A 24,701-nucleotide genomic window follows, 5' to 3' on the forward strand; every position below is an offset into this window, starting at 1 on the left:
ATTCAGTGGCTCTGCCCGTGCCAAGGCACCAGTTTGCGTTGCAGGGCACGCAGGCTCATTTCCAGTGCGAAGGCGATCAGGGCGATCAGCAAAATCCCCAGCACCACCACATCGGTAACCAGGAACTGCGCCGCCGACTGCACCATGAAGCCCAGGCCGCTGGTGGCGGCGATCAGCTCGGCGGCCACCAGGGTCGACCAGCCAACCCCCAGACCAATGCGGATGCCGGTGAGGATGTCGGGCAGGGCGCTGGGCAGGATCACGTGGCGGATCAGCTGGGCCTTGGTCGCGCCGAGCGACTGCGCTGCACGCAGCTTGGCCGGGTCGACCGTGCGCACGCCGGTGGCAGTGGCAATGGCGATAGGAGCGAAGATTGCCAGGTAGATCAGCAGCACCTTGGACAGCTCGCCGATGCCGCACCAGATGACGATCAGCGGCAGGTAGGCCAGCGGCGGGATCGGCCGGTAGAACTCGATCAGCGGGTCGAGAATGCCGCGGGCCACGCGGTTGTAGCCGATGGCGATACCCACCGGGATGGCGGTGAGGGTGGCGGCAAGCAGGGCCACGCCGATGCGCCCCAGGCTGGCACCCAGGTGCTGCCACAGGCTGGCATCCATATAGCCTTGGGTCAGCAGGGTCCCTGCCTTGGCCAGGATGTCGGCGGGCGAGGGCAGGAATAGCGGCTCGATCCAGCCGGCCGCGGTCACCAGCCACCAGGCCAACAGCAGGCTGGCCAGGGCCAGGGTGCTGATCCAGCGGGTGGGCAGGGGGCGGCGCAGCTTGGTGGCTGGCCGGGGTTGGGTGTTGCGCTTGCCGGTGACCGGCAGGTCCAGGCTGCTCATGCGCGCTCCTGCAGGCTTTGGCGTTGAGAGAACACCCGCGCAAGTACGTGCTCGCGGGTTTCGATAAAAGCCGGGTCGGACTTGATAGCCCGCGCCGATTCACCCGCTGCGTAGCGCTGGCCGAAGTCCAGTTGCAGGCGCTCCACCACGCGCCCCGGGTTGGGCGCCAGCAGTACCAGTTCACTGGCGAGGAACACGGCTTCTTCGATGTCGTGGGTAATCAGGAACACCGGCTTGGCGGTGCGTTGCCATACCTGCAGCAACAACTCCTGCATCTGCTCGCGGGTGAAGGCATCAAGTGCGCCGAACGGTTCGTCCATCAGCAACACTCGTGGATCGGCTGCCAACGCCCGGGCCAGGCCAACACGCTGCTTCTGGCCACCGGACAATTGCCAGATACGCCGTTCGCCAAAGCCGTCGAGGTCGACCAGGGCCAGCATTTCGCGGGCCTTGGCCTCACGCTCGGCGCGTGGCACGCCGGCCAGTTCCAGGCCGAATGCGACGTTGCCCAGCACGTTCTGCCAAGGCAGCAGCGCATCGTCCTGGAACACTACGCCGCGCTCGGCGCCGGGGCCCTGGACGGGCACGCCGTCCAGGGTGATGCGCCCGCCGCTGGGGGCGACGAAGCCTGCGATGAGGTTGAGCAGCGAGGTCTTGCCACTGCCGGAAGGGCCCAGGGCCACCAGCAGCTGGCGTGGCCCCAGGCTCAGGTTGATGTCGGCCAGCACCGGGGTTTCGGCGCCGGGGTACTGTGCGCTGATGCGCTCCAGTTCGAGCAAGGCCATGGCAGGCTCCGGTCGGTTTCTACAGGCTTAGTTGGGGAGGTACTTGGCGCTGACGTAGGGCGAGTAGTCCGGCAGCACCGCGTCGACCTTGCCTTGCTGCTTGAGGAAGGTGGCCGTGTCGGTCAGCGCTTGGGTGGTCGGTGTGCCCAATGCATTGGCCTGGTCGACGGCCAGTGGGTACACGTTGCCCTGCAGCAGCACCGGGATGTCGGCAGGCTTGGCGCCCGAAAGTTTGGCCAGCTTGCTCACGTTGTCGGGGTTGGCCAGCCAGGCTTGTGGGTTCTTGCGGTAGTCGGCGTAGGCGTCGAGAGTGACCTTGGCAAAGGCCTTGACCACGTCGGGGTGCTTGGCGGCGAAGTCCTTGCGCACGATCCATGCGTCGAAGGTTGGTGCGCCTTTCTCGGCCAGCTCGCCGGAGGTGATCAGCACCTTGCCGTTTTCCTTGGCCACACCCAGGGCCGGGTCCCAGACGTAGGTGGCATCGATGTCGCCGCGCTTCCAGGCGGCAATGATTGCCGGTGGCGCCAGGTTGAGGATCTGCACCTTGGCCGGGTCGATGTTCCAGCTCTTCAGCGCGGCCAGCAGGCTGTAGTGGCCGGTGGAGACGAAAGGCACGGCGACTTTCTTGCCGACCAGGTCTTGCGGAGTCTTGATGCTGTCGCGGGCGACCAGTGCTTCACCGGCGCCAATCTGCGTGGCGATCAGGAAGGTCTCGACCGGCAGCTTGCGGGAGGCTGCTGCGGCCAGCGGGCTGGAGCCCAGGTAGCCGATCTGTACATCGCCGCTGGCTACGGCGGTGATCACGTCGGCGCCGTTATCGAATTTGCGCCAGTCGATGCTGGCCTTGCTGGCTTTTTCGTAATCGCCATCGACCTGCGCCACCTTGGCCGGGTCGACGGTGGTCTGGTAGGCCACGGTCAGGTCAGCAGCCTGGGCCAACCAGCTGGCGCTGGCGAGGGTCAGGGCGGCGAACAGGCGCAGCGGGGCGTGCGGGATCATGGTGAACCTCTCGTCAGGCAATCGGTGTGGTGGATGACGAGAAGGCTAATTGATCTAAGAAATGTAAAATAAATAACTTTTTTGCATTAGCTTAGGAGCCAATGGTTTGAGACGCGTTAACAGGGAAACGCTGTGATTTCGCTCAATGGTGAAATCCGAGAGTGCTGCTAGGCTTTTTCGTCCCGATAGAACGATACGGAATTAGGTTATGAGCAAACGTTTGCAAATAACTATTGGTTATGAAAAGCATGCTGCTTCTAACGAATAGCAGTAATAATTCCTAACATATTCCTTAAAAATCTTACCAATTCATAAAACGGTCATTTTGGATTTATAGGATTGTCATTATCCTGTAGCGCAGCTGGCGTCTTAGACCAAAGTCGCGAAACGTTTAGAAACGATTGACTTTACGGTCACGCTTTGGGACTAAATCGCCAATCCACGGTGAGCGGGGCAGCAGATCCCGCCACCAGAGATACACAAGAATTAGAACGTAGAGGAGCAAAACATGTACAAGTCCAGCCTGGCCCTGGCCGTGGCACTGGGGGTTCTCGCCCAACAAGCAGGCGCTGCCGGTTTCGTTGAAGACAGCAAGCTGTCGCTCAGCTCGCGCACCATGTATTACGACAACAACAACCGTGAAGCTCACGGAGCTGTTCGCCCGGATCAGCGTGAAACTGGCCAAGGTTTCAAGCTTGACTACATCTCGGGTTTCACAGAAGGAACTGTTGGTTTCGGTGTTGATGCCCAAGCACTGTGGGGTATCCACCTGGATGGCGGCCGTGGCTATCACAAAAGTGGCTTCATGCCGGATGACAGCGATGGTTCTTCTGTGAGCCAGTGGGCCCGTTTCGGCGCTAACGCCAAGGCGCGCTTCTCCAAAACCGAAGCTCATTTTGGTAGTGCGTTGGCGCCTAACCTGCCGATCCTGGTCGCAAACGATGGCCGGGTGCTGCCGCAAACCTTCGAGGGTGGCACCATTCAGTCGAAGGAAATCGACAACCTCACCATCAACGCCGGTCAGCTGACTCACGCTATGGGTCGTGCCTCCAGCAACCGTACTGGCCTGTCGGTTTCCGGTGCTACTGCTGACAGCAACAAGTTCCGCTACGGTGGACTGGACTACAAGCTCACTCCAGACCTGACCCTGCAGTACTACTATTCGAACCTGGAGGACTTCTACAAGCAGCACTTCCTGGGCGCGACCCACGTGTTCAAGATTGCTGACGATCAGTCCTTCAAGACCGACCTGCGCTACTTCGACAGCAGCAGCGACGGCAAGAATGGTAGCGGCGGTGGTTACAACTTCGACAACAACAGGGGTTACGCCAAAAGCAATGGTGAGGTCGATAACAAGACCTGGAGCGCCATGTTCACCTACACCCTGGGTGGTCACGCGCTGATGCTCGGCCACCAGCAAGTGGGTGATGATGGTGGTTTCGTCTGGCTGAACCAAGGCAGTGTCGTAGATGGTAACGGCCGTAACGAAGGCGCTGGCGGTTCCAGCTTCTACCTGTTCACCGATAGCATGATCAACCAGTTCGCCCGTGCTGGCGAAAACACCACCTTCGGTCAGTACTCCTATGACTTCGCGGCTCTGGGTGTTCCAGGTTTGAAAGCATCGGTTGCTTACCTGCGTGGTGATGACATCCGCAACCGTTCGGGTGATGGGACCTACAACGAATGGGAACGTGACGCCCGCGTTGACTACACCATTCAACAGGGCACCCTTAAAGGTCTGGGCTTCAGTCTGCGCCAAGGTGTCTACCGTGGTAGCGGTGAAAGCATTGACGACGCGGACCAGACTCGCTTTATCGTGAACTACACTTACAACTTCCTGTAAGCCGTAGCTGAACAAGAAGCCTCGCCTAGTGCGAGGCTTTTTTGTGCCTGCAATTTTGTATGTATAATGGTTATAAACAAATCAGTATTTATTCTTTTTGTTTTTAATCGAATGCAGGCACATTGAACCCACACGGTAAAGAACCCAGCACAGGAGCCGCAGCCCATGAGCCTAAAACTCGGCGATATCGCCCCCGATTTCGAACAGGATTCCAGCGAAGGCAAGATCCGCTTCCATGAGTGGCTGGGCAACAGCTGGGGGGTGTTGTTCTCCCACCCAGCCGACTTCACTCCGGTGTGCACCACCGAGCTGGGCCTGACCGCCAAGCTGAAGGACGATTTCGCCAAACGTGGGGTCAAGGCCATCGCCCTGTCGGTGGACCCGGTCGATTCGCACCACCGCTGGATCGATGACATCAACGAGACCCAGAACACCGTCGTCAACTTCCCGATCATTGCCGACGCCGACCGCAAGGTGTCTGACCTGTACGACCTGATCCACCCAAATGCCAGTGACACCCTGACCGTGCGCTCGCTGTTCGTCATCGACCCGAACAAGAAGGTGCGCCTGACCATCACCTACCCGGCCAGTACCGGGCGCAACTTCAACGAAATCTTGCGGGTGATCGACTCGCTGCAGCTGACCGACAACCACAAGGTCGCCACGCCAGGTAACTGGCAGGACGGTGACGACGTGGTAATCGTGCCCTCGCTGAAGGACGAGGAAGAGATCAGGCAGCGTTTCCCCAAAGGTTACCGGGCGGTCAAACCCTATCTGCGGCTGACCCCGCAGCCCAATCGTTAAAGGATTCCTCGTTGCATTGCTCTTAGCCAAAGCAGGGATATTCGGGCCGTTTCGACGGCCCTTTTTTATGCCTGCTGAAACTGCGTTGGCTTCTTCGCGGGTAAACCCCCGAAAGTGCCAAAACAGGCTTTTGATAAAAATGGAATAAACAAATGAATAAATATGATTTCTAGATATATGCGACGACTGCTAATGTCACCTCCAACAAAACACAAGGAAGCGCTGCAATGCTGGTCGTCTCAATCGGTGGTAGCCCCAGTACCCGTTCACGCTCCGGCGTGCTGCTGGAGCGTTCTCGCCAGTGGCTGCAGGACCGTGGCGTCGAGGTAGTGACGTTCCAGGTACGTGACTTTCCCGCCGAAGACCTGCTGCACGCCCGATTCGACAGCCCGCAGGTGCAGCACTTCCAGCAGCTGGTGGCCCAGGCCGATGGCCTGATCGTCGCCACGCCGGTGTACAAGGCCTCGTTCGCCGGTGCCCTGAAAACCTTGCTCGACCTGCTGCCCGAACGCGCCCTGGCACACAAGATCGTGTTGCCGATCGCCACCGGCGGCAGCATCGCCCACATGCTGGCGGTGGATTACGCACTGAAACCCGTGCTGTCGGCACTCAAGGCGCAAGAGACCCTGCAAGGGATCTTTGCCGACGACAGCCAGGTCGCCTACGCAGAAGGCTCCAGGCCCGCGCAACTGGCAGCGGCGCTGGAAGAACGCCTGCAGGACGCGCTGGAAACCTTCCACGTTGCACTGGCCCGCCGGCCACGCCCCGTGGCCCCCGGCGTATTGAACGAACGCCTGATCAGCGCTCGCTGGAGCATCTGACCGGCCCAACCCGCTTCACCACCTTACTCGCCCGACAACGAGGCAAGCAGGTGCAACCCGAACCCATTCGCACAGGAGAGCGCCATGCGCACAGTCTTCTTGCGTCGCGGTCTGGTCGCCCTGTTTGCGGCGGCTGTGTCCTTCGGCGCCATCACCCAAGCCCAGGCCGAGAGCCTGCGTATCGGTTACCAGAAATACGGCACCCTGGTGCTGCTCAAGGCCAAGGGCACGCTGGAAAAGCGCCTGGCCGAGCAGGGCGTGCAGGTGCAATGGACCGAGTTCCCCGGCGGCCCGCAACTGCTTGAGGGGCTGAACGTCGGCTCCATCGATTTTGGCGTCACCGGTGAAACCCCGCCGGTGTTCGCCCAGGCCGCCGGTGCCGACCTGCTGTACGTCGCCTACGAGCCGCCAGCGCCGCACAGCGAGGCGATCCTGGTGCCGAAGGGCTCGCCGATCCAGTCGGTCAAAGACCTCAAGGGCAAGAAAGTCGCCCTCAACAAAGGCTCCAACGTTCACTACCTGCTTGTTCGCGCCCTGGAAGACGCCGGCCTGAAATACAGCGACATCCAGCCGGTGTACCTGCCCCCGGCCGACGCCCGCGCGGCCTTCGAGCGCGGCAGCGTGGACGCCTGGGTGATCTGGGACCCGTACCAGGCTGCCGCCGAGAAACAGCTGCAGGCTCATGCCCTGCGTGACGGCAAGGGCCTGGTCGACAACCATCAGTTCTACCTGGCCACCCGCAACTACGCGACCCAGCACCCGGCGGTGATCAACACCCTGATCGAAGAAGTGCGTGCCGTAGGTGAATGGTCCCAGGCCAACCCGCAGGAAGTGACCGACCAGGTCGCGCCGCTGCTCGGCCTGCCCGCCGATATCACCCTGACTTCGGTCAAGCGCCAAGGCTACGGTGCCGCGCCGCTCACCCCGGAAGTGGTGGCCGCGCAACAGAAGATCGCCGACACGTTCCAGGCACTGAAGCTGATTCCCAAGCCGCTGAGCATCAAGGACGTGATCTGGACACCCCCGGCCAAGGTCGCCAGTGCGCCTTGATTGATTCGCCTGCGCCGGGGCGCCGCCCTGGCTGAGCCCCCTTGAGGAGACAACTCCAATGAGCCTTGACATCTTCTGGTTTCTTCCTACCCACGGTGACGGCAAGTACCTGGGCACCTCCGATGGCGCGCGCGCCGTCGACCATGGCTACCTGCAGCAGATCGCCCAGGCGGCCGACCGGCTCGGCTTTGGCGGCGTGCTGATCCCTACCGGGCGCTCCTGCGAGGACTCCTGGCTGGTCGCGGCATCGCTGATCCCGGTGACCCAGCGGCTGAAGTTCCTGGTCGCCCTGCGCCCCGGGATCATTTCGCCGACCGTGGCGGCACGCCAGGCAGCAACCCTTGATCGGCTGTCCAACGGCCGCGCGCTGTTCAACCTGGTGACCGGTGGTGACCCGGACGAGTTGGCCGGTGACGGCCTGCACCTGAACCATCAGGAACGTTATGAAGCCTCTGTAGAGTTCACCCGTATCTGGCGCAAGGTGCTGGAAGGCGAGGTGGTCGACTACAACGGCAAGCACATCCAGGTGAAGGGCGCCAAGCTGCTCTACCCGCCGATCCAGCAACCACGCCCGCCACTGTATTTCGGTGGTTCCTCCGAAGCCGCACAGGACCTGGCCGCCGAGCAGGTCGAGCTGTACCTGACCTGGGGCGAGCCGCCGAGTGCTGTCGCTGAAAAAATCGCCCAGGTGCGTGCGAAAGCCGCTGCTCAGGGTCGCGAAGTGCGCTTCGGCATCCGCCTGCACGTGATCGTGCGGGAAACCAACGAAGAAGCCTGGGCCGCTGCCGACAAGCTCATCTCGCACCTGGACGACGACACCATCGCTCGCGCCCAGGCCTCGCTGGCGCGCTTCGACTCGGTCGGCCAGCAACGCATGGCCGCCCTGCACAACGGCAACCGTGACAAGCTGGAGGTCAGCCCCAACCTGTGGGCCGGTGTCGGCCTGGTGCGTGGCGGTGCCGGTACCGCGCTGGTGGGGGATGGCCCGACCGTCGCGGCACGCGTCAAGGAATACGCCGAGCTGGGCATCGATACCTTCATCTTCTCCGGCTACCCGCATCTGGAAGAGTCGTACCGGGTGGCCGAGCTGCTGTTCCCGCACCTGGATGTGCAACGCCCGGACCAAGCCAAGGCCGGCGGCTATGTGAGCCCGTTTGGCGAAATGGTGGCCAACGACATCCTGCCCAAGTCCGTTGCACAGAGCTGAGGGCCAGGCCATGAGTCGTGCAACTTCCAACAACCTTGGCCAGCGCCTGGCGCCATGAGCGCTGCCGGTACTGCTGCTGGCTGCCTGGCAACTGGCGGTCAGCGCCGGCTGGCTGTCGACGCGCATTCTGCCCGCGCCCAGCGCCGTGGTCAGCGCCGGCGTCGAGCTGGTGCGCAGCGGCGAGATCTGGACCCACCTGGCCATCAGTGGCTGGCGTGCCGGGCTGGGCTTCGTCATCGGTGGCAGCATCGGCTTGGTGCTGGGCTTCATCACCGGCCTGTCGAACTGGGGCGAACGCCTGCTCGACAGCTCGGTGCAGATGATCCGCAACGTGCCGCACCTGGCGCTGATCCCGCTGGTGATCCTGTGGTTCGGTATCGACGAGTCGGCAAAGATCTTCCTGGTGGCGCTGGGCACGCTGTTCCCGATCTACCTGAACACCTACCACGGCATCCGCAACGTCGACCCGGCGCTGGTGGAAATGGCGCGTAGCTATGGCTTGTCCGGCTTCAGCCTGTTCCGCCAGGTGATCCTGCCCGGAGCATTGCCTTCGATCCTGGTAGGCGTGCGCTTTGCCCTGGGCTTCATGTGGCTGACCTTGATCGTTGCCGAAACCATTTCGGCCAATGCCGGCATTGGTTACCTGGCGATGAACGCCCGCGAGTTCCTGCAGACCGACGTGGTGGTGCTGGCCATCGTCCTGTATGCCGTGCTCGGCAAGCTTGCCGACATCGCAGCCCGGGGCCTGGAGCGAGTGTGGCTGCGCTGGCACCCGGCCTATCAAGCGGCGAAGAAGGAGGGCGCATGACCGTACTCAAGGAACAGCCGCCACGCCTGCTGCGTGGCATCCCGCTGGCTTCCAGCGGCCTGCGCAAGACCTTTGGCCAGCGCGAAGTGCTGAAGGGGATCGAGCTGCATATTCCTGCCGGCCAGTTCGTCGCGATCGTCGGCCGTAGTGGCTGCGGCAAGAGCACCTTGCTGCGCCTGCTGGCCGGTCTCGACCAGCCCACTGCAGGCCAGTTGCTGGCCGGTGCCGCGCCGCTGGAACAGGCCCGCGAAGAAACCCGCCTGATGTTCCAGGATGCGCGCCTGCTGCCATGGAAGAAGGTGATCGACAACGTTGGCCTGGGCCTGTCTGGCGACTGGCGCCCGCGCGCGCTGGAAGCGTTGGAGTCGGTTGGCCTGGCCGATCGCGCCAATGAATGGCCGGCGGCTCTGTCAGGTGGCCAGAAGCAGCGTGTGGCCCTGGCCCGGGCGCTGATTCACCAGCCGCGCCTGCTGCTGCTGGACGAGCCGCTCGGTGCGCTGGATGCATTGACCCGTATCGAGATGCAGCAACTGATCGAACGCCTGTGGCGTCAGCACGGCTTCACCGTGTTGCTGGTTACCCACGATGTCAGCGAGGCAGTCGCCGTGGCTGACCGGGTGATCCTGATCGAGGACGGCGAAGTCGGGCTCGACCTCACTGTCGACCTGGCACGGCCTCGGGCGCGTGGTTCGCACCGCCTGGCCGCGCTGGAAAGCGAAGTGCTCAACCGTGTTCTGTCGGCCCCGGGCGCTGCGCCCGAGCCGGATCCTGTAGCCCCTTTGCCCACGCAACTGCGCTGGGCGCACTGACTCACTTACCAGACTGAAGCCATAGAGAAGGAATCAAATCATGACCATCAAAGCCATCAACGTTCGCAACCAGTTCAAAGGCACCGTGAAGGAAATTCTGGAAGGCCCGGTACTGTCGGAAATCGACGTGCAGACCGCCTCGGGCATCGTCACTTCGGTCATCACCACCCGCTCCGTGCGTGAGCTGGAGCTGCAGGTGGGCAGTGAAGTGATTGCCTTCGTGAAATCGACTGAAGTGTCCATCGCGAAGCTGTGATGGGTGTGGACCATGGGGCTGCTGTGCAGCCCTTCGCGGGCACGCCCGCTCCCACAGGTACTGCGCAGGTTTCAGGTTTTGCGCGGACCCTGTGGGAGCGGGCGTGCCCGCGAAGGGCCGCACAGCGGCCCCAATGATCTCAGCTGGAACGCTTCGCCAGAAATGGCGGTAGATACAACCCCAGATACGCCTCGAACACTCGCTTGCCTTCCTCGGCCATGCGCGGGGTGATCGATTCATGCAACTGCACCGACCGCGCATACACCCGGTCGCTCAATTCCATGGCCAGGGCAAACACGTCCACATCCGCCGGCATCACGGGCAGATGAAAATGCTGGTCGAACAACTTGTGCATCAAGTCGCCCAGTTCCATGTCGTGCTGCCGGTCGGCCTGCACCACTTCGCTCAGGCCATGCTGGGCCAGGATCAGCTGCCGCGCCGCCGCGTCCTCGTTGTAGATATCCAGCATCCGCTGCTCGATCAGCCGTGACAGCTCGTGCCAGGTGTTGAACGCACTGCTGTCGATCGGCGCGCTCAGCGCTTCCCGAAAGGCCCGGTGCACATCGGCCGTCAACGCCTCCAGCAGCGCCGGCACACTGGCGAAGAAGTGGTACACCGACGACGGTGGTATCTGTGCGCGCTCGGCCACGCTGTAGATCGACAGGCTCGCCACCCCCAGCTCGGCCAGCAACTCGCGTGCAGCAGCCAGGATCGCCTCGATCCTGGCCTGGCTGCTGGCGCGCGGCTTGCGCGGGGTGGTAGTGCGGGTCATCAGTTGCTGATCGCCAGGATGCTGGCCTGGTAGGCGCCGACGAACAGGTCGAAGTCGCCGACTTCCTGCTGTTCCAGGCGCGACTGCTCGGCCAGCGAGTCGCGGGCGAGGGTTTCGAAGGCCTGCTGGCGTTCGACCGGCAGTGGCTGCTCGCGGAAGGTTTCGGCGTGAATACGACTCTGGCGCAGGGCGAACTTGACGAAGCTTTCGTTATGCTCGGTCATGCGCGCCAGCACTTGGGCCGACGGGGTCAGCGAGGCGTCGTCGACCTTGGCCTGCTGGGCATCCAGGGCATTGCCGTGCTCTGCACCGCCTTGCGCCTGGTCGAGCAGATCGGCCAGTGGCCGGATACGCTCGATCAGCTCGCTGGCCCAGGCCTTCAGGCCGATCGGCTGGCCATTGCGGCGCAGTTCCAGGCCCGGGCGACGGCCTTCCTTGACCACGGTCAGGAAGTTGTTGGTGCACTGGCCGCATTCGCCGTTGTCCAGTTGCGGGCTGTCTTCCAGCGCGCAGAACAGCAGGAACGCGTCGAGGAAGCGCGCCTCGGTCAGGTCGATGCCCACCGGCAGGAACGGGTTGATGTCCAGGCAACGCACTTCCACGTACTGCACGCCGCGCGAGGTCAGGGCCTGGATCGGCCGCTCGCCGGTGTAGGTGACGCGCTTGGGGCGAATGTTCGAGTAGTACTCGTTTTCGATCTGCAGGATGTTGGTGTTCAGCTGTACCCACTCGCCATCCACGTGCGTGCCGACTTCGACGTAAGGCGGGTAGGGCGTGCCCACCGCCTTGCGCAGGCTGTCGGTGTAGCTGGCCAGGTTGTTGTAGCACGGCGTGAGGCCGGCCTGGGCGTTGCTCTGGTAGCCCAGGTCGCTCATGCGCAGGCTGGTGGCGTAGGGCAGGTACAGGGTTTCGGCGTCCAGCTCTTCGAGCTGGTGCGGGCGACCACGCAGGAAGCCTTTGTCCAGGGCCGGGGAGGCGCCGAACAGGTACATCAGCAGCCAGCTGTAGCGGCGGAAATTGCGGATCAGCGCGATATAGGCCGACGACTGGTAGTCGCGGTCGCTCTCGTTGCCGCCTTCTGCGGCGCGCAGCAACGGCCACAGCGCTTCGGGCAGCGAGAAGTTGTAATGGATACCGGCGATGCACTGCATGGTGCGGCCGTAGCGCAGGGCCAGGCCCTTGCGGTAGACGTGCTTGAGCTTGCCGATGTTCGAGCTGCCGTACTCGGCGATCGGGATGTCCTCCTCGGCCGGCAGCGTGCAAGGCATCGACGGGCTCCACAGGTATTCGTCGCCCAGCTTGCTGTAGACGAAACGGTGGGTCTCTTCGAGGCTTTCCAGCACCTTGGCCGGGTCGGGAAGGGCCGGGGTGATGAACTCCAGCAGCGACTCGGAATAATCGGTGGTGATCTGCTCGTTGGTCAGCGCCGATCCCAGGGCTTGCGGATGCGGGGTCTGGGCCAGGCGACCTTCGTCGGTCACGCGCAGACATTCGCGCTCAATACCGTGCAGGCACTGCTTGAGCAGGGGAAGATTGGCGCCGAGCAGGCTCAGGCGGCGGTTGAGGAGGTCGCTCAAGATGTATTCCTTCACGCGTCAGTCGCCCCAATATGGGGGTAGAGATAACGGTCTACAAGGGTAGGAAGAAAGGAACTGGCGTTGTCGCCTGGTTAACGCGGATCCAGCAGTGCCAGCGCACTGCTGAAAATACCGCAGATAATGCTTGGTGAGCTAGAGAACCGCGAAGGTTCCTTGCGCTTTCGCCACCAGCTTGTCGCCCTGAACTACGTCGGCGTCGACCACCAGGGTTCGCCGCCCGGCGTGCAGCACGCGGGCGGTGCACAGCACCTCGCCGTCACTGACGGCGCGCATGTAGTTGATCTTGCACTCGATGGTGACGCTTTGCTGGTCGAAGCCATGGCTGGCCGAGCAGGCCAGGCCCATGGCGATGTCCACCAGGCTGAAGATCGCCCCGCCGTGCAGCTTCTGGCCACGGTTGCGCAAGTGCGGCTCGAGCGCCAGGGCTACCTCGGCAACACCTGTCTCCAGGCGTTGCAGGCGGCAGCCGAGGAGCTGGCTGAAGGCGCTTTCGACGTATTCGCGTGGAACGTCCATCACTTCTTCTTCAGCTGCTTGGCGTTGGCGAACAGGGCTGCCATGGCGTTGTTGGCCGGTGCTGCGGTGGCGGTTTCGCGCTGGCGCGGCGCCTGCTGCTGGCGGTTGCCGCCATTGCCACGGTTACCGCCGCGGTTGCCATCGACCTTCTCGCCAGGGGTGTCGCTCATGCGCATGGACAGGCCGACACGCTTGCGCGGGATGTCCACTTCCATGACCTTGACCTTGACCACGTCGCCGGCCTTGACCGCTTCACGCGGGTCCTTGATGAACTTCTCCGACAGCGCCGAAATGTGCACCAGGCCGTCCTGGTGCACGCCGATGTCGACGAAGGCGCCGAAGTTGGTGACGTTGGTCACCACGCCTTCGAGGATCATGCCCGGTTCCAGGTCCTTGAGGTCTTCGACGCCGTCCTGGAAGGTGGCGGTCTTGAATTCGGGGCGTGGGTCGCGGCCAGGCTTGTCCAGTTCCTGCAGGATGTCGGTGACGGTCGGCAGGCCGAAGGTTTCATCGGTAAATTTCTTCGGGTCCAGGCGCTTGAGGAAGCTGCTGTCACCGATCAGCGAGCGGATGTCACGGCCGGTATCGGCGGCAATCCGTTGCACCAGCGGGTAGGCCTCGGGGTGCACCGCGGAGGCATCCAGCGGGTTGTCGCCGTTCATCACACGCAGGAAGCCGGCGGCCTGTTCGAAGGTTTTCTCACCCAGGCGGCTGACCTTTTTCAGTGCCGCGCGAGTGGCGAACGGGCCGTTGGCATCGCGGTGGGCGACGATGTTCTGCGCCAGGGTAGCGTTAAGGCCGGAGATGCGCGTCAGCAGGGCCACCGAGGCGGTGTTGACGTCCACGCCCACGGCGTTCACGCAGTCCTCGACCACGGCGTCCAGGCCGCGCGCCAGTTTCAGCTGCGACACGTCATGCTGGTACTGGCCGACACCGATGGATTTCGGGTCGATCTTCACCAGCTCGGCCAGCGGGTCCTGCAGGCGGCGGGCAATCGACACGGCGCCACGGATCGACACGTCCAGGTCCGGGAATTCGCGGGCGGCCAGTTCCGATGCGGAATACACCGAAGCGCCGGCCTCGGAAACCATGATCTTGGTGATCTTCAGCGCTGGGTACTTCTTGACCAGCTCCGCCACCAGCTTGTCGCTTTCGCGGCTGGCGGTGCCGTTGCCGATGGCGATCAGCTCCACCGAGTGCTTGGCGCACAGCGCAGCCATGATCGAAATGGTGCGGTCCCAGTCGTTCTTCGGCGCGTGCGGGTAGACCGTGGTGTGGTCCAGCAACTTGCCTGTGGCATCGACCACGGCGATCTTGCAGCCGGTACGCAGGCCCGGGTCGAAGCCCAGGGTGGCGCGCGGGCCGGCCGGGGCGGCCAGCAGCAGGTCGTGCAGGTTGTGGGCGAACACATTGATCGCCTCGCCTTCCGCGTTGTCGCGCAGCTCGCCGAACAGGTCGGTTTCCAGGTGGGTGTAGAGCTTGACCTTCCAGGTCCAGCGCACCACTTCACCCAGCCACTTGTCGGCCGGGCGGTTGCGGTTCTCGATGCCGACGTGGTTGCCGATCATCAATTCGCACGGGTGCAAGGTGCCGGGCAGTTCTTCGCCCACCTTCAGCGAGGCGCTCAGCACGCCTTCGTTACGCCCGCGGAAAATTGCCAGGGCGCGGTGCGACGGGGCGTTGCGCAGCAGTTCGTCATGGGCGAAGTAGTCACGGAACTTGGCGCCTTCCTCTTCCTTGCCAGGCACGACGCGGGCGCTGAGCACCGACTCCTGCTTGAGGAAGCTGCGCAGCTTGTCGAGCAGGGCGGCGTCCTCGGCGAAGCGCTCCATGAGGATGTACTTGGCGCCTTCCAGCGCGGCCTTGACGTCGGCCACGCCCTTGTCGGCGTTGACGAAGCGTGCGGCTTCGCTTTCCGGGGCAAGGTCTGGGTTGTTGAACAGGCCGTCAGCCAGCTCGCCGAGGCCGGCTTCCAGGGCGATCTGGCCCTTGGTGCGGCGCTTCTGCTTGTACGGCAGGTACAGGTCTTCGAGGCGGGTCTTGGTATCGGCCAGCTTGATCTCGCGGGCCAGTTCCGGGGTCAGCTTGCCCTGCTCCTCGATGCTGGCCAGGATGCTGGCACGGCGCTCGTCGAGTTCGCGCAGGTAGCGCAGGCGCTCTTCCAGATGGCGCAGCTGGGTGTCGTCCAGGCTACCGGTCACTTCCTTGCGGTAGCGGGCGATGAAGGGCACGGTCGAGCCTTCGTCCAACAGGCCCACGGCCGCCTCGACCTGCTGGGGGCGTACGCCCAGTTCCTCGGCGATACGGCTGTTGATGCTGTCCATGTAAACCACCTGACATTTGTGAATACGGGGGTCGCCTGTGGGCCTGTCGCCCGGCGGCGCTGGATGAAAGCCGCGCATTATACCCATCGCAAACGGCTTGCGGTGATGGCGCCCGGCCAGCCGGAACTGGCGCCGGGGGAAAAATCTGCTAACAATGCTCACGCAACGTGCAGCAATGGCTACGCCATAATGCGCGGCGATATCAGAGGAGTTATTCATGACCGGCACGCCAAACACCGCTGAAGGTGACAAGATTCTCATCGTCGACGACGACCCGGGGCTGAGCAGCCTGCTGGAACGTTTCTTCACCAGCAAGGGCTACCGTGCCCGTGCGGTGCCCAACACCGAGCAGATGGACCGCCTGCTGCAGCGTGAGGTGTTCAACCTGGTGGTGCTCGACCTGATGCTGCCCGGCGAGGATGGCCTGTCGGCGTGCAAGCGCCTGCGCCAGCAGAACAACCAGATCCCGATCATCATGCTCACCGCCAAGGGTGACGAGCTCAGCCGTATCAAGGGCCTGGAGCTGGGCGCAGACGACTACCTGGGCAAGCCGTTCAACCCGGACGAGCTGATGGCCCGGGTCAAGGCCGTGCTGCGCCGCCAGGCACCGAGCGTGCCGGGTGCGCCGGGTAGCGAAGACGAGTCGGTCACCTTCGGCGATTACGAGCTGTCGCTGGCCACCCGCGAACTCAAGCGTGGCGATGAAGTGCACATGCTTACTACCGGCGAGTTCGCCGTGCTCAAGGCGCTGGTGATGCACGCGCGCGAGCCGCTGACCCGCGACAAGCTGATGAACCTGGCGCGTGGCCGTGAATGGGATGCGCTGGAACGCTCCATCGACGTGCAGATCTCGCGTCTGCGCCGCATGATCGAGCCGGACCCGTCCAAGCCGCGTTATATCCAGACCGTGTGGGGCGTGGGCTACGTGTTCGTGCCGGACGGAAACGCCGGTAAATGATGCCGCGCCGTCGATGAAAACACCGCTCTGGTTTCCGCAAAGTTTCTTCGCCCGCACCCTGTGGCTGGTGTTGATCGTCGTCCTGTTCTCCAAGGCCTTGACCCTGGTCTACCTGCTGATGAACGAGGACGTGCTGGTCGACCGTCAGTACAGCCACGGTGTTGCGCTGACCCTGCGCGCCTATTGGGCGGCCGACGAAGAAAACCGCGACAAGATCGCCGAAGCGGCAGGCCTTATCCGGGTCACCGGCTCGGGCGTGCCCGAGGGTGAGCAGCACTGGCCCTACAGCGAAATCTACCAACGGCAGATGCAGGCCGAGTTGGGTGAAGACACCGAGGTACGGCTGCGCATTCATGCGCCGCCGGCGTTGTGGGTCAATGCGCCAAGCCTGGGGCCGGGCTGGTTGAAGGTACCGCTGTACCCGCACCCGCTGCGAGGGCAGAAGATCTGGAACGTGCTGGGTTGGTTCCTGGCCATCGGCCTGTTGTCCACAGCTTCGGCCTGGATCTTCGTGCGCCAGCTGAACCAGCCGCTCAAGCGCCTGGTGTTCGCCGCCCGGCAGCTGGGCCAGGGGCGCAGCGTGCGCCTGCCGATCAGCGATACGCCCAGCGAGATGACCGAGGTGTACAAGGCCTTCAACCAGATGGCCGAGGATGTCGAGCAGGCCGGGCGCGAGCGCGAGCTGATGCTGGCCGGGGTTTCCCACGACCTGCGTACACCGCTGACGCGCCTGCGCCTGTCGTTGTCGTTGCTGGACAGCGACAGCGAACTGAGTGATGACATGGTCCGCGATATCGAGGACATGGACGCGATCCTCGACCAGTTCCTGGCCTTTATCCGCGATGGGCGTGACGAGCCGGTTGAGGAGGTCGACCTGGCCGACCTGGTGCGCGAAGTGGTGGCGCCGTACAACCAGCCGGAAGAACGGGTGCGGTTGTGCCTGGAGCCGATCCCACCGTTCCCGCTGCGCCGGGTTTCGCTCAAACGCATGCTGGGCAACCTGATCGGCAATGCCCTGCACCACGCCGGCAAAGGGGTCGAGGTGGCCGCCTATGTGTCGGGCGACGAGAGTGCGCCGTATGTGGTGCTGAGCGTGCTGGACCGCGGGACGGGGATCGACGAGTCGGAGCTGGAGACCATCTTCAACCCGTTCATTCGTGGTGACCGGGCCCGGGGGGGCAAGGGCACCGGGCTGGGGCTGGCGATCGTCAAGCGGATCGCGGCGCAGCATGGCGGGAATGTGGAGTTGCGCAATCGGTCCGGGGGTGGGATCGAGGCGCGGGTACGGTTGCCTTTGGGGCTGTTGCTACCGCGTAATGCCGTGTGATTGCCGGGGCCGCTTTGCGGCCCTTTCGCGACACAAGGCCGCTCCTACAGGGGGGCGAGATCCCTTGTAGGAGCAGCCTTGTGCTGCGAATGGGCTGCGCAGCAGCCCCAAAATCTCAGCCCTTACCCTTGGTCCGAGTCTGATTAGGCCCGCCATTCTTCTCCAGATGCTCGATGATCATGGCGGCCACGTTCTTGCCGGTGGTCACTTCGATGCCTTCCAGCCCCGGCGATGAGTTCACCTCCATCACCAGCGGCCCGTGGTTGGAGCGCAGGATATCCACACCCGCCACACTCAAGCCCATCACCTTGGCCGCGCGAATGGCGGTCATGCGTTCTTCCGGGGTGATCTTGATCAGGCTGGCCACCCCACCGCGGTGCAGGTTGGAGCGGAATTCGCCCGGCTTGGCCTGGCGCTTCATCGACGCGATGACCTTGTCGCCGACCACGAAGCAGCGGATATCCGCGCCACCCGCTTCCTTGATGTATTCCTGCACCATGATGTTCTGCTTCAACCCCATGAACGCCTCGATCACCGATTCGGCGGCCTTGGTGGTTTCGCACAGCACCACGCCGATGCCCTGTGTACCTTCCAGTACCTTGATCACCAGCGGGGCGCCGTTGACCATCTGGATCAGGTCGGGGATGTCGTCCGGCGAGTGGGCGAAACCGGTAATCGGCAGGCCGATGCCGCGCCGCGACAGCAATTGCAGTGAACGCAGCTTGTCGCGGGAGCGGGCTATCGCTACCGACTCGTTGAGCGGATACACACCCATCATCTCGAACTGGCGCAGCACTGCGCAGCCATAGAAGGTCACCGATGCACCGATGCGCGGGATCACCGCGTCGAAGCCTTCCAGCGGCTTGCCGCGGTAGTGGATCTGCGGTTTGTGGCTGGCAATGTTCATGTAGGCCCGCAGGGTGTCGATCACCACCATTTCGTGGCCCCGCTGGGTACCGGCTTCGACCAGGCGGCGGGTGGAATACAGACGCGGATTGCGCGACAGCACAGCGATCTTCATGCAGCACCTGTGGCAGTAGAAAGGGTGGCCGGGAAGGCCGGTTTGTCTTGTACGTATTTGAGGCCAGGGTTGACCACCAGCTGACCATGGATCAGGGCCTTGGAACCCAGCAACAGGCGATAACGCATGTTCTTGCGGCAGGCCAGGGTGAACTCCACTTCCCACACACCATCGCCCAGGGCCAGTGACGTGCGGATGACATAGCGGGTCTGGGCCTGGCCGTTGGAGCTCTTGATGGTTTTCATGGTCACCAGCGGTGCCTCGCAGCGGCGGTGGCGCAACTGCACCACCGAGCCAAGATGTGCGGTAAAGCGGACCCAGGGCTGGCCGTCGCGCTCGAACGGTTCCACCTCGGTGGCGTGCAGGCTGGAGGTGCTGGCACCAGTGTCGATCTTGGCGCGCAGCCCGGCCACGCCGAGGTCGGGCAGGGCGACCCACTCGCGCAGGCCGATCACAGTCAAATGGTCAAATGTCTTCACGAAACGCACCCTGCGGATGAGGTGGTGAACTGTAAGCACGGCGGGGATTTTTTGCATCCGATCGTTACGGTAGTACAGTTCGATGAAACACAGCGTTCGAGGTAACGGGATGGCACAAAAAGCCGAAGACGACGACAAGGTCCGCCTGGACAAATGGCTGTGGGCGGCACGCTTCTACAAGACTCGCGCGCTGGCCAAGGCGGCGATCGAGAGCGGCAAGGTGCATTGCCGGGGTGAGCGCTGCAAGCCGGGCAAGGAGCCGCGGGTGGGTGACGAGTTCGTGCTGCGCACCGGGTTCGACGAGCGCACCGTGGTGGTGAAGGCTCTGTCGGTGGTGCGGCGTGGGGCGCCAGAGGCGCAGACGTTGTACGAAGAGACCGAGGACAGCGTGCGCCGGCGTGAACAGGCGGCGGAACTGCGCAAGGCCGGGGCGATGGGCGTGACCACCGATGGGCGGCCGACCAAGAAGCAGCGGCGGCAGATTCACCAGTTGTATGGGAGCTTCGAATAGCCGGGGCCGCTTTGCGGCTCATCGCCGGCAAGCCAGCTCCCACAGGTACTGCGCAAGCCCTGAAACTTGTGCAATCCCTGTGGGAGCTGGCTTGCCGGCGATGAGGCAACGGCAGCCAGCACAAGGCCTAAGGCCTGCGCCCCTGTAGGAGCGGCCTTGTGCCGCGATGGGCTACGCAGTAGCCCCAAGGATCTAGCGGGTCACCGTCAAGCGCCCGACCAGCGGTACCTTGGCCATGATCGCGAACACCGGCGCCGTCCAGCGCAGCAGCACCGCACTCCCTTTGGCCGCCAGCGGCGTGAAACAACTCCAGCCCAACGCCAGCACCGCCATCAGCAGCCCGCCGATGTAGTCATCCTGCCCCCAGTGGGCACCGGCCACCAGGCGCGGCAACATGAACAAAACCGCCAACCCCCAGACCACCAGGTACTGCACCAGGCGGCGGCTGAACACGCTCATGAACAGCGCCCAGACCAGCAGCACCGAGGCATGATCCCCCGGGAAACTCTTGCTGGAACGGTCCTTGAGCTCCCAGGCCGCCTCCAGGTTCGGATAGTAGTCGCTGAGGTGCACCACCTCGTCGAACATCATCGAAGGGCTCTTGTGCTGCCAGCCGGCTGCATCCACCCACTTGGAAAACAGCGCGCGAATCACCACTAAGAGGATTAGCGTGACCAGGAAGCCGAAAAAGGCCTGGCGGACCTGGGTTGCCTTGAACACCCAGTCGCCACGGATAAGCACTGCCAGAAGGATCAGGCCGACGACGATGTCGAATGGCCGCAGGCTACCGACGGTCCAGATGTAGCGCCAGGTGGTGTTGTCGGCCAGCGGCGCATTCAGGCTGTGGAACAGCCACTCGTCGAAAGTCAGGCACAAGATCTGGCCAATGGGCCATAACCAGAAACACAGTAGAGCGATAGGAAGCAGCGTACAGGCTGCCAATGGCCCCCAGGACCACCTTGCTTGGAACAGTGGTCGATTGTCCATAAAATACCTCTATTGCAAACAGGAATCGGAGCGCCTTGTGAGCGCTCTGTCACGGGGTTCTCGCATGTTTTTCCGACAACCCTTGTAACCATTTTGTCATCATTTTTCAGATAGCCAAAACCTATGAGCGACTTGCCTGATACCGATTTCACCCAACGTTTCATCTTCGACGAGCGCGATGTGCGCGGCGAGTGGGTGTCTCTCGATGACAGCTACGCCGCGGTGCTGGCGCGTCATGAGTACCCGCAGCCGGTGCAGGCACTGCTGGGCGAGCTGATGGCCGCCACCGCCTTGCTGGTGGGGGCGCTGAAGTTCGACGGCCTGCTGATTCTGCAGGCGCGTTCCGCAGGGCCGATCCCGCTGTTGATGGTCGAATGTTCCGGTGACCGGGACATCCGTGGCATGGCCCGTTACGAAGCGGACCAGATCCCGGCGGATGCGACCCTGTCGCAGCTGATGCCCGACGGCCACCTGACCCTGACCATCGATCCGGTCAAGGGCCAGCGCTACCAAGGCACCGTCGACCTCGACGGCGCCACCCTGTCGGAGTGCTTCACCAACTACTTCGTCCAGTCGCAACAGCTCAACACGCGCTTCTGGCTCAACGCCGAAGGCGGCAAGGCCCGTGGCCTGCTGCTGCAGCAACTGCCGCGCGATCGCCAGCCGGACGATGAAGAGCGTGAAGAAAGCTGGCAGCACGTTGTGGCATTGGCCACCACGCTCAAGGCTGATGAGTGGGCGCTGGACAACGAAACTCTGCTGCACCGCCTGTACCACGAAGATGCCGTGCGCCTGTTCGATATCCAGCCGCTGCGCTTCAACTGCAGCTGCTCTCGCGAACGTTCCGGCAATGCGCTGGTCAGTTTGGGCGAGCACGATGCCAAGGCGCTGGTTGAAGAATGCGGCGGGCAGGTGGAGATCGATTGCCAGTTCTGCAACGAGCGCTATTTCTTCGACGCCAGCGATGTGGCGCAACTGTTTGCCGGTGGCGGCACTGACGTAGCCTCAGAAACTCGTCACTGAAACGTTTAACTACAGGACAATCTCCTGTCGAATTGCGCAAAAGCGCAGTTCTGACAGGAGGGGCCTACTTTTTTTGGGCGTTTCTGGCATAATCCGGCCACTTTTTTCGCTGTAGTAGTTTTTTCAAGACAACTACAAAACGTTTGGAGCACTCGGCCTCGGGCCGGATGGGGTATCTCATGACGCAAGCCAACAACACCGTGTACACCGACCTGAGCGTCGATGAGCTGGTAAAAGAAGCGCTGCAACGCGGTGAAGGCGTACTAGCCGATACTGGCGCACTGGTCGTGGAGACCGGTCACCGTACTGGCCGTTCGCCGGCTGACCGTTTCATCGTCGAAGAGCCTTCCACCCAGGACGCCATTTCCTGGGGCCCGATCAACCGCAAGTTCCCGGCCGACAAGTTCGATGCCCTGTGGGACCGCGTCGAGGCGTTCAACAACGCCCAGGATCACTTCGTTTCCTACGTTCACGTAGGGGCGGCCGCCGAGCACTACCTGCCGGTGAAGATGACCACCCAGACTGCCTGGCAGAACCTGTTCGGTCGTTGCCTGTTCATCAACCCGGAACAGTACAACCCGGCTGGCCGTGGCGAGTGGCAAGTCCTCAACGTCGCCAACTTCGTGTGCGAGCCTGAGCGTGACGGCACCAACTCCGATGGTTGCGTGATCATCAACTTCGCCCAGAAGAAGGTGCTGATCGCTGGCATGCGCTACGCCGGTGAAATGAAGAAAGCCATGTTCTCGGTGCAGAACTTCCTGCTGCCGGCTGCCGACGTGCTGCCAATGCACTGCGCCGCCAACATCGGCGAAGCAGGCGATGTGACCCTGTTCTTCGGCCTGTCCGGCACCGGCAAGACCACCCTGTCGGCCGACGAAAGCCGTTACCTGATCGGTGACGACGAGCACGGCTGGGGCGAGGGCGTGGTCTTCAACATCGAAGGCGGCTGCTACGCCAAGTGCATCGACTTGTCCGAGAAGAACGAGCCGGTCATCTGGAAAGCCATCAAGCATGGCGCCGTGCTGGAAAACGTCGTCCTCGACGCCAACAAGCACGCCGACTACACCGATGTCAGCCTGACCCAGAACAGCCGTGCGGCCTACCCGCTGGAGCACGTTGCCAAGCGTTCCGCAGCGAACCTGGGTGGCGAGCCGAACGCAGTCATCTTCCTGACCTGCGACCTGACTGGTGTTCTGCCTCCGGTTTCGATCCTGAACAACGAGCAGGCGGCCTACCACTTCCTGTCCGGCTACACCGCGCTGGTCGGTTCCACCGAAATGGGTTCGGGCAGCGGTATCAAGTCGACTTTCTCCACCTGCTTCGGCGCCCCGTTCTTCCCGCGCCCGGCTGGCGAGTACGCCGAGCTGCTGATCAAGCGTATCAAGGGCTTCGACTCGAAGGTCTACCTGGTCAACACCGGCTGGACCGGCGGTGGCTACGGCGTTGGCAAGCGCTTCAGCATCCCGACCACCCGTGCCGTGATCGCTGCGATCCAGAGCGGCGCGCTGATCGGTGCCGAAACCGAGCACCTGGACATCATCAACCTGGACGTGCCTAAGGCCGTTCCGGGCGTTGATACCGAGCTGCTCAACCCGCGCACCAACTGGGCTGACAAGGCTGCCTACGACGAGGCCGCCAAAGGCCTGGCCAAGCTGTTCATCGAAAACTTCAAGAAGTTCGAAGTTTCCGACGCCATCAAGGCCGCTGGCCCGCAGCTGTAAGCTGAGCTTGCCGGTAACGAAAAGGCCGCCCCAACGGGCGGCCTTTTCGTTTTCTACTGCCTGCACCGGCCTCTTCGCGGCTAAAGCCGCTCCTACAGGTACTGCACTGCATTCAACGTTGGTGGTGTACCTGTGGGAGCGGCTTTAGCCGCGAAGAGGCCGGCACAAGCAGCGGGAAACCGGTTTTTCTGTTTCACTGTCAGCATTCATTGCGAAGACAAGAGCCAGCCAGATGACCGAATCCCCTCAGCGCACTGCCTTCTCCCACTTCCACCCCATCCTCACTCGCCCCCAGGACAATGACCTGAATGGCCACGTCGCCGGTGCTACCGTGCACGGCTTTTTCGAAACCGCCATCCAGGCGTTCCTCGTCGAACAGGCCGAACTGGACCTGCGTGACGGCGAGCTGGCGGCCTTCGTGGTCAGTTCGGCGGCGGATTTCTACGCGCTGCCCGGCTTCCCGGATGTGCTGGAAGTGGGGCTGGGGGTGATGCGCCTGGCGGGCAGCACGGTGGAGTACCGCCTGGCCCTGTTCCGCCCAGGGGAGCCGGAGGCGTGTGCGGCAGGCACGGTGGTGCAGGTGTTCATCGAACGCGCCAGTGGCCGGCCAGTGGCATTGCCAGAGACGCTGCAGGTGATCCTGTCTGGTGTAGTGCTGGAACAGCAGGCATAAAAAAGCCCCGCTGGCAGGGGCGGGGCTTTTGTTGCCGGGGCAGGGCCCTCAGGCGTTAGTCGCGCCAGTGGCGCTTGTGCTTGCGATGGCCGTAATGATGGCCACGGTCCCAGTGGCGGCGGTCGTCGTCATAGCCACGACGGTAGCGGCGGCCTTCGTGGTAATCGTCTCTGTCGGCCTCCTTACCCATGTAGTTACCCAGTGCGCCACCGGCACCACCGCCGGCTGCCGCGCCAATGTAGCTACCGGTAGTGCCGCCCACGGAGCGGCCGACCACGTTACCGCCTGCTGCGCCCAGCGCGCCGCCGATTGCGGCTTCCCCACGCTGATGCTTGTCGGCACCCAAGGCACCGCCAGCCGCGCCGCCCAGGCCGGCACCAATGGCGCCGCCGGTGCTACCACCGATGGAGTTGCCCACCACGGAGCCCAGTACCCCACCCAATGCGCCGCCAATGCCGGCCTCGGTGGTGCCGCCTGCCATGGCAACGCCGCTGAGCAAGCTGAAAGACAACAACAGTATCGAGGAGTACTTCTTCATCAAGAGAGCCTCATTAGGATGACGGGGCG

At 63.1% G+C, this 24,701-nt stretch carries 25 protein-coding genes; 14 read left to right on the forward strand and 11 right to left on the reverse strand.

All coding sequences use genetic code 11. The features are described 5' to 3' along the window. Positions 1–2 precede the first annotated feature (2 nt). The 3 genes from tauC to tauA are packed head-to-tail and all read right to left on the reverse strand — an operon-like array spanning position 3 to position 2,626. Positions 3–842, reverse strand: coding sequence for a taurine ABC transporter permease TauC (gene tauC / locus E5221_RS01345; RefSeq protein ID WP_247846785.1), 840 nt, complete (start codon positions 840–842; stop codon positions 3–5). Continuing rightward, positions 839–1,627 (reverse strand): taurine ABC transporter ATP-binding subunit, encoded by a 789-nt coding sequence (gene tauB / locus E5221_RS01350; RefSeq protein ID WP_023660883.1) that lies wholly within the window; start codon positions 1,625–1,627, stop codon positions 839–841. The genes tauC and tauB overlap by 4 nt, the downstream gene beginning before the upstream one ends. A gap of 27 nt (positions 1,628–1,654) precedes the next feature. Next, positions 1,655–2,626, reverse strand: a complete 972-nt coding sequence (tauA, locus tag E5221_RS01355; protein ID WP_102083337.1) for a taurine ABC transporter substrate-binding protein — start codon at positions 2,624–2,626, stop codon at positions 1,655–1,657. 508 nt (positions 2,627–3,134) lie between these two features. On the opposite strand from tauA, the gene E5221_RS01360 reads away from it, so the two are divergent. The 8 genes from E5221_RS01360 (at position 3,135) to E5221_RS01395 (ending at position 10,224) form a co-directional block, all read left to right on the forward strand. After that, on the forward strand, positions 3,135–4,469 hold the full coding sequence (locus E5221_RS01360) for an OprD family porin (RefSeq protein WP_100413093.1): 1,335 nt from the start codon (positions 3,135–3,137) through the stop codon (positions 4,467–4,469). A gap of 165 nt (positions 4,470–4,634) precedes the next feature. Further along, positions 4,635–5,273 carry a peroxiredoxin gene (locus tag E5221_RS01365; protein ID WP_015268594.1) on the forward strand — a complete coding sequence of 213 codons (639 nt, stop codon included), beginning with the start codon at positions 4,635–4,637 and terminating at the stop codon, positions 5,271–5,273. A gap of 227 nt (positions 5,274–5,500) precedes the next feature. Beyond that, the gene (ssuE, locus tag E5221_RS01370; RefSeq protein WP_039614253.1) at positions 5,501–6,094 is read left to right on the forward strand and encodes an NADPH-dependent FMN reductase; all 594 of its coding nucleotides are present in this window, start codon (positions 5,501–5,503) and stop codon (positions 6,092–6,094) included. Between the two features lie 84 nt (positions 6,095–6,178). Next, entirely contained in the window at positions 6,179–7,144 is a 966-nt protein-coding gene (locus E5221_RS01375; RefSeq protein WP_039614252.1) for a sulfonate ABC transporter substrate-binding protein, read from the forward strand. A gap of 58 nt (positions 7,145–7,202) precedes the next feature. Further along, positions 7,203–8,351, forward strand: coding sequence for an FMNH2-dependent alkanesulfonate monooxygenase (gene ssuD / locus E5221_RS01380; RefSeq protein WP_182329357.1), 1,149 nt, complete (start codon positions 7,203–7,205; stop codon positions 8,349–8,351). A 61-nt stretch (positions 8,352–8,412) separates the two neighbouring features. Beyond that, complete coding sequence (gene ssuC, locus E5221_RS01385) at positions 8,413–9,159, forward strand: aliphatic sulfonate ABC transporter permease SsuC (RefSeq protein ID WP_247847716.1); 747 nt, start codon at positions 8,413–8,415, stop codon at positions 9,157–9,159. Next, positions 9,156–9,968, forward strand: coding sequence for an aliphatic sulfonates ABC transporter ATP-binding protein (gene ssuB, locus E5221_RS01390; protein WP_013970450.1), 813 nt, complete (start codon positions 9,156–9,158; stop codon positions 9,966–9,968). The genes ssuC and ssuB overlap by 4 nt, the downstream gene beginning before the upstream one ends. Positions 9,969–10,008: 40 nt before the next feature. Beyond that, the gene (locus E5221_RS01395; RefSeq protein ID WP_003255829.1) at positions 10,009–10,224 is read left to right on the forward strand and encodes a molybdopterin-binding protein; all 216 of its coding nucleotides are present in this window, start codon (positions 10,009–10,011) and stop codon (positions 10,222–10,224) included. Positions 10,225–10,363: 139 nt separating this feature from the next. Here E5221_RS01395 and E5221_RS01400 read toward each other — a convergent pair whose 3' ends face one another. The 4 genes from E5221_RS01400 to E5221_RS01415 form a co-directional block, all read right to left on the reverse strand. Continuing rightward, positions 10,364–10,996, reverse strand: coding sequence for a TetR/AcrR family transcriptional regulator (locus tag E5221_RS01400; protein WP_247846786.1), 633 nt, complete (start codon positions 10,994–10,996; stop codon positions 10,364–10,366). Beyond that, entirely contained in the window at positions 10,996–12,573 is a 1,578-nt protein-coding gene (gshA, locus tag E5221_RS01405) for a glutamate--cysteine ligase (protein WP_247846787.1), read from the reverse strand. The genes E5221_RS01400 and gshA overlap by 1 nt, the downstream gene beginning before the upstream one ends. A 153-nt stretch (positions 12,574–12,726) precedes the next feature. Continuing rightward, a complete protein-coding gene (locus tag E5221_RS01410) occupies positions 12,727–13,110 on the reverse strand; it encodes a PaaI family thioesterase (protein WP_003257433.1) in 384 nt (127 codons plus the stop codon). After that, entirely contained in the window at positions 13,110–15,434 is a 2,325-nt protein-coding gene (locus tag E5221_RS01415) for a Tex family protein (protein ID WP_015268601.1), read from the reverse strand. The genes E5221_RS01410 and E5221_RS01415 overlap by 1 nt, the downstream gene beginning before the upstream one ends. 217 nt (positions 15,435–15,651) lie before the next feature. Between E5221_RS01415 and ompR the strand changes: the two genes are divergently transcribed. Both ompR and E5221_RS01425 read left to right on the forward strand, forming a co-directional pair. Beyond that, a complete protein-coding gene (ompR, locus tag E5221_RS01420; RefSeq protein ID WP_012270052.1) occupies positions 15,652–16,392 on the forward strand; it encodes a two-component system response regulator OmpR in 741 nt (246 codons plus the stop codon). A 13-nt stretch (positions 16,393–16,405) separates the two neighbouring features. Then, positions 16,406–17,719 carry an ATP-binding protein gene (locus E5221_RS01425; RefSeq protein ID WP_013970454.1) on the forward strand — a complete coding sequence of 438 codons (1,314 nt, stop codon included), beginning with the start codon at positions 16,406–16,408 and terminating at the stop codon, positions 17,717–17,719. 115 nt (positions 17,720–17,834) lie between these two features. Here E5221_RS01425 and rimK read toward each other — a convergent pair whose 3' ends face one another. Then, positions 17,835–18,740 carry a 30S ribosomal protein S6--L-glutamate ligase gene (gene rimK / locus E5221_RS01430; protein WP_013970455.1) on the reverse strand — a complete coding sequence of 302 codons (906 nt, stop codon included), beginning with the start codon at positions 18,738–18,740 and terminating at the stop codon, positions 17,835–17,837. Further along, positions 18,737–19,186 carry an ATP-dependent zinc protease gene (locus E5221_RS01435; RefSeq protein WP_169774668.1) on the reverse strand — a complete coding sequence of 150 codons (450 nt, stop codon included), beginning with the start codon at positions 19,184–19,186 and terminating at the stop codon, positions 18,737–18,739. Before E5221_RS01435 ends, rimK begins: the two co-directional genes overlap by 4 nt. A 142-nt stretch (positions 19,187–19,328) precedes the next feature. Here E5221_RS01435 and E5221_RS01440 point away from each other — a divergent pair, with 142 nt between their 5' ends. Next, the gene (locus E5221_RS01440; RefSeq protein ID WP_247846788.1) at positions 19,329–19,730 is read left to right on the forward strand and encodes a S4 domain-containing protein; all 402 of its coding nucleotides are present in this window, start codon (positions 19,329–19,331) and stop codon (positions 19,728–19,730) included. Positions 19,731–19,922: 192 nt separating this feature from the next. On the opposite strand, the gene E5221_RS01445 is transcribed toward E5221_RS01440, so the two are convergent. Then, a complete protein-coding gene (locus E5221_RS01445; protein ID WP_247846789.1) occupies positions 19,923–20,717 on the reverse strand; it encodes a phosphatase PAP2 family protein in 795 nt (264 codons plus the stop codon). A 123-nt stretch (positions 20,718–20,840) separates the two neighbouring features. Here E5221_RS01445 and hslO point away from each other — a divergent pair, with 123 nt between their 5' ends. From hslO to E5221_RS01460, 3 genes are all read left to right on the forward strand, one after another. Beyond that, on the forward strand, positions 20,841–21,740 hold the full coding sequence (gene hslO / locus E5221_RS01450; RefSeq protein ID WP_015268604.1) for an Hsp33 family molecular chaperone HslO: 900 nt from the start codon (positions 20,841–20,843) through the stop codon (positions 21,738–21,740). A 179-nt stretch (positions 21,741–21,919) separates the two neighbouring features. Beyond that, on the forward strand, positions 21,920–23,461 hold the full coding sequence (locus E5221_RS01455) for a phosphoenolpyruvate carboxykinase (RefSeq protein WP_061550685.1): 1,542 nt from the start codon (positions 21,920–21,922) through the stop codon (positions 23,459–23,461). Between the two features lie 232 nt (positions 23,462–23,693). Further along, a complete protein-coding gene (locus E5221_RS01460) occupies positions 23,694–24,134 on the forward strand; it encodes a thioesterase family protein (protein WP_061550686.1) in 441 nt (146 codons plus the stop codon). Positions 24,135–24,189: 55 nt separating this feature from the next. On the opposite strand, the gene E5221_RS01465 is transcribed toward E5221_RS01460, so the two are convergent. Beyond that, entirely contained in the window at positions 24,190–24,672 is a 483-nt protein-coding gene (locus E5221_RS01465) for a glycine zipper domain-containing protein (RefSeq protein ID WP_041506304.1), read from the reverse strand. Positions 24,673–24,701 lie beyond the last annotated feature (29 nt).

This window comes from Pseudomonas sp. A2 (assembly GCF_023100865.1).
Lineage (GTDB): Bacteria > Pseudomonadota > Gammaproteobacteria > Pseudomonadales > Pseudomonadaceae > Aquipseudomonas > Aquipseudomonas asiatica.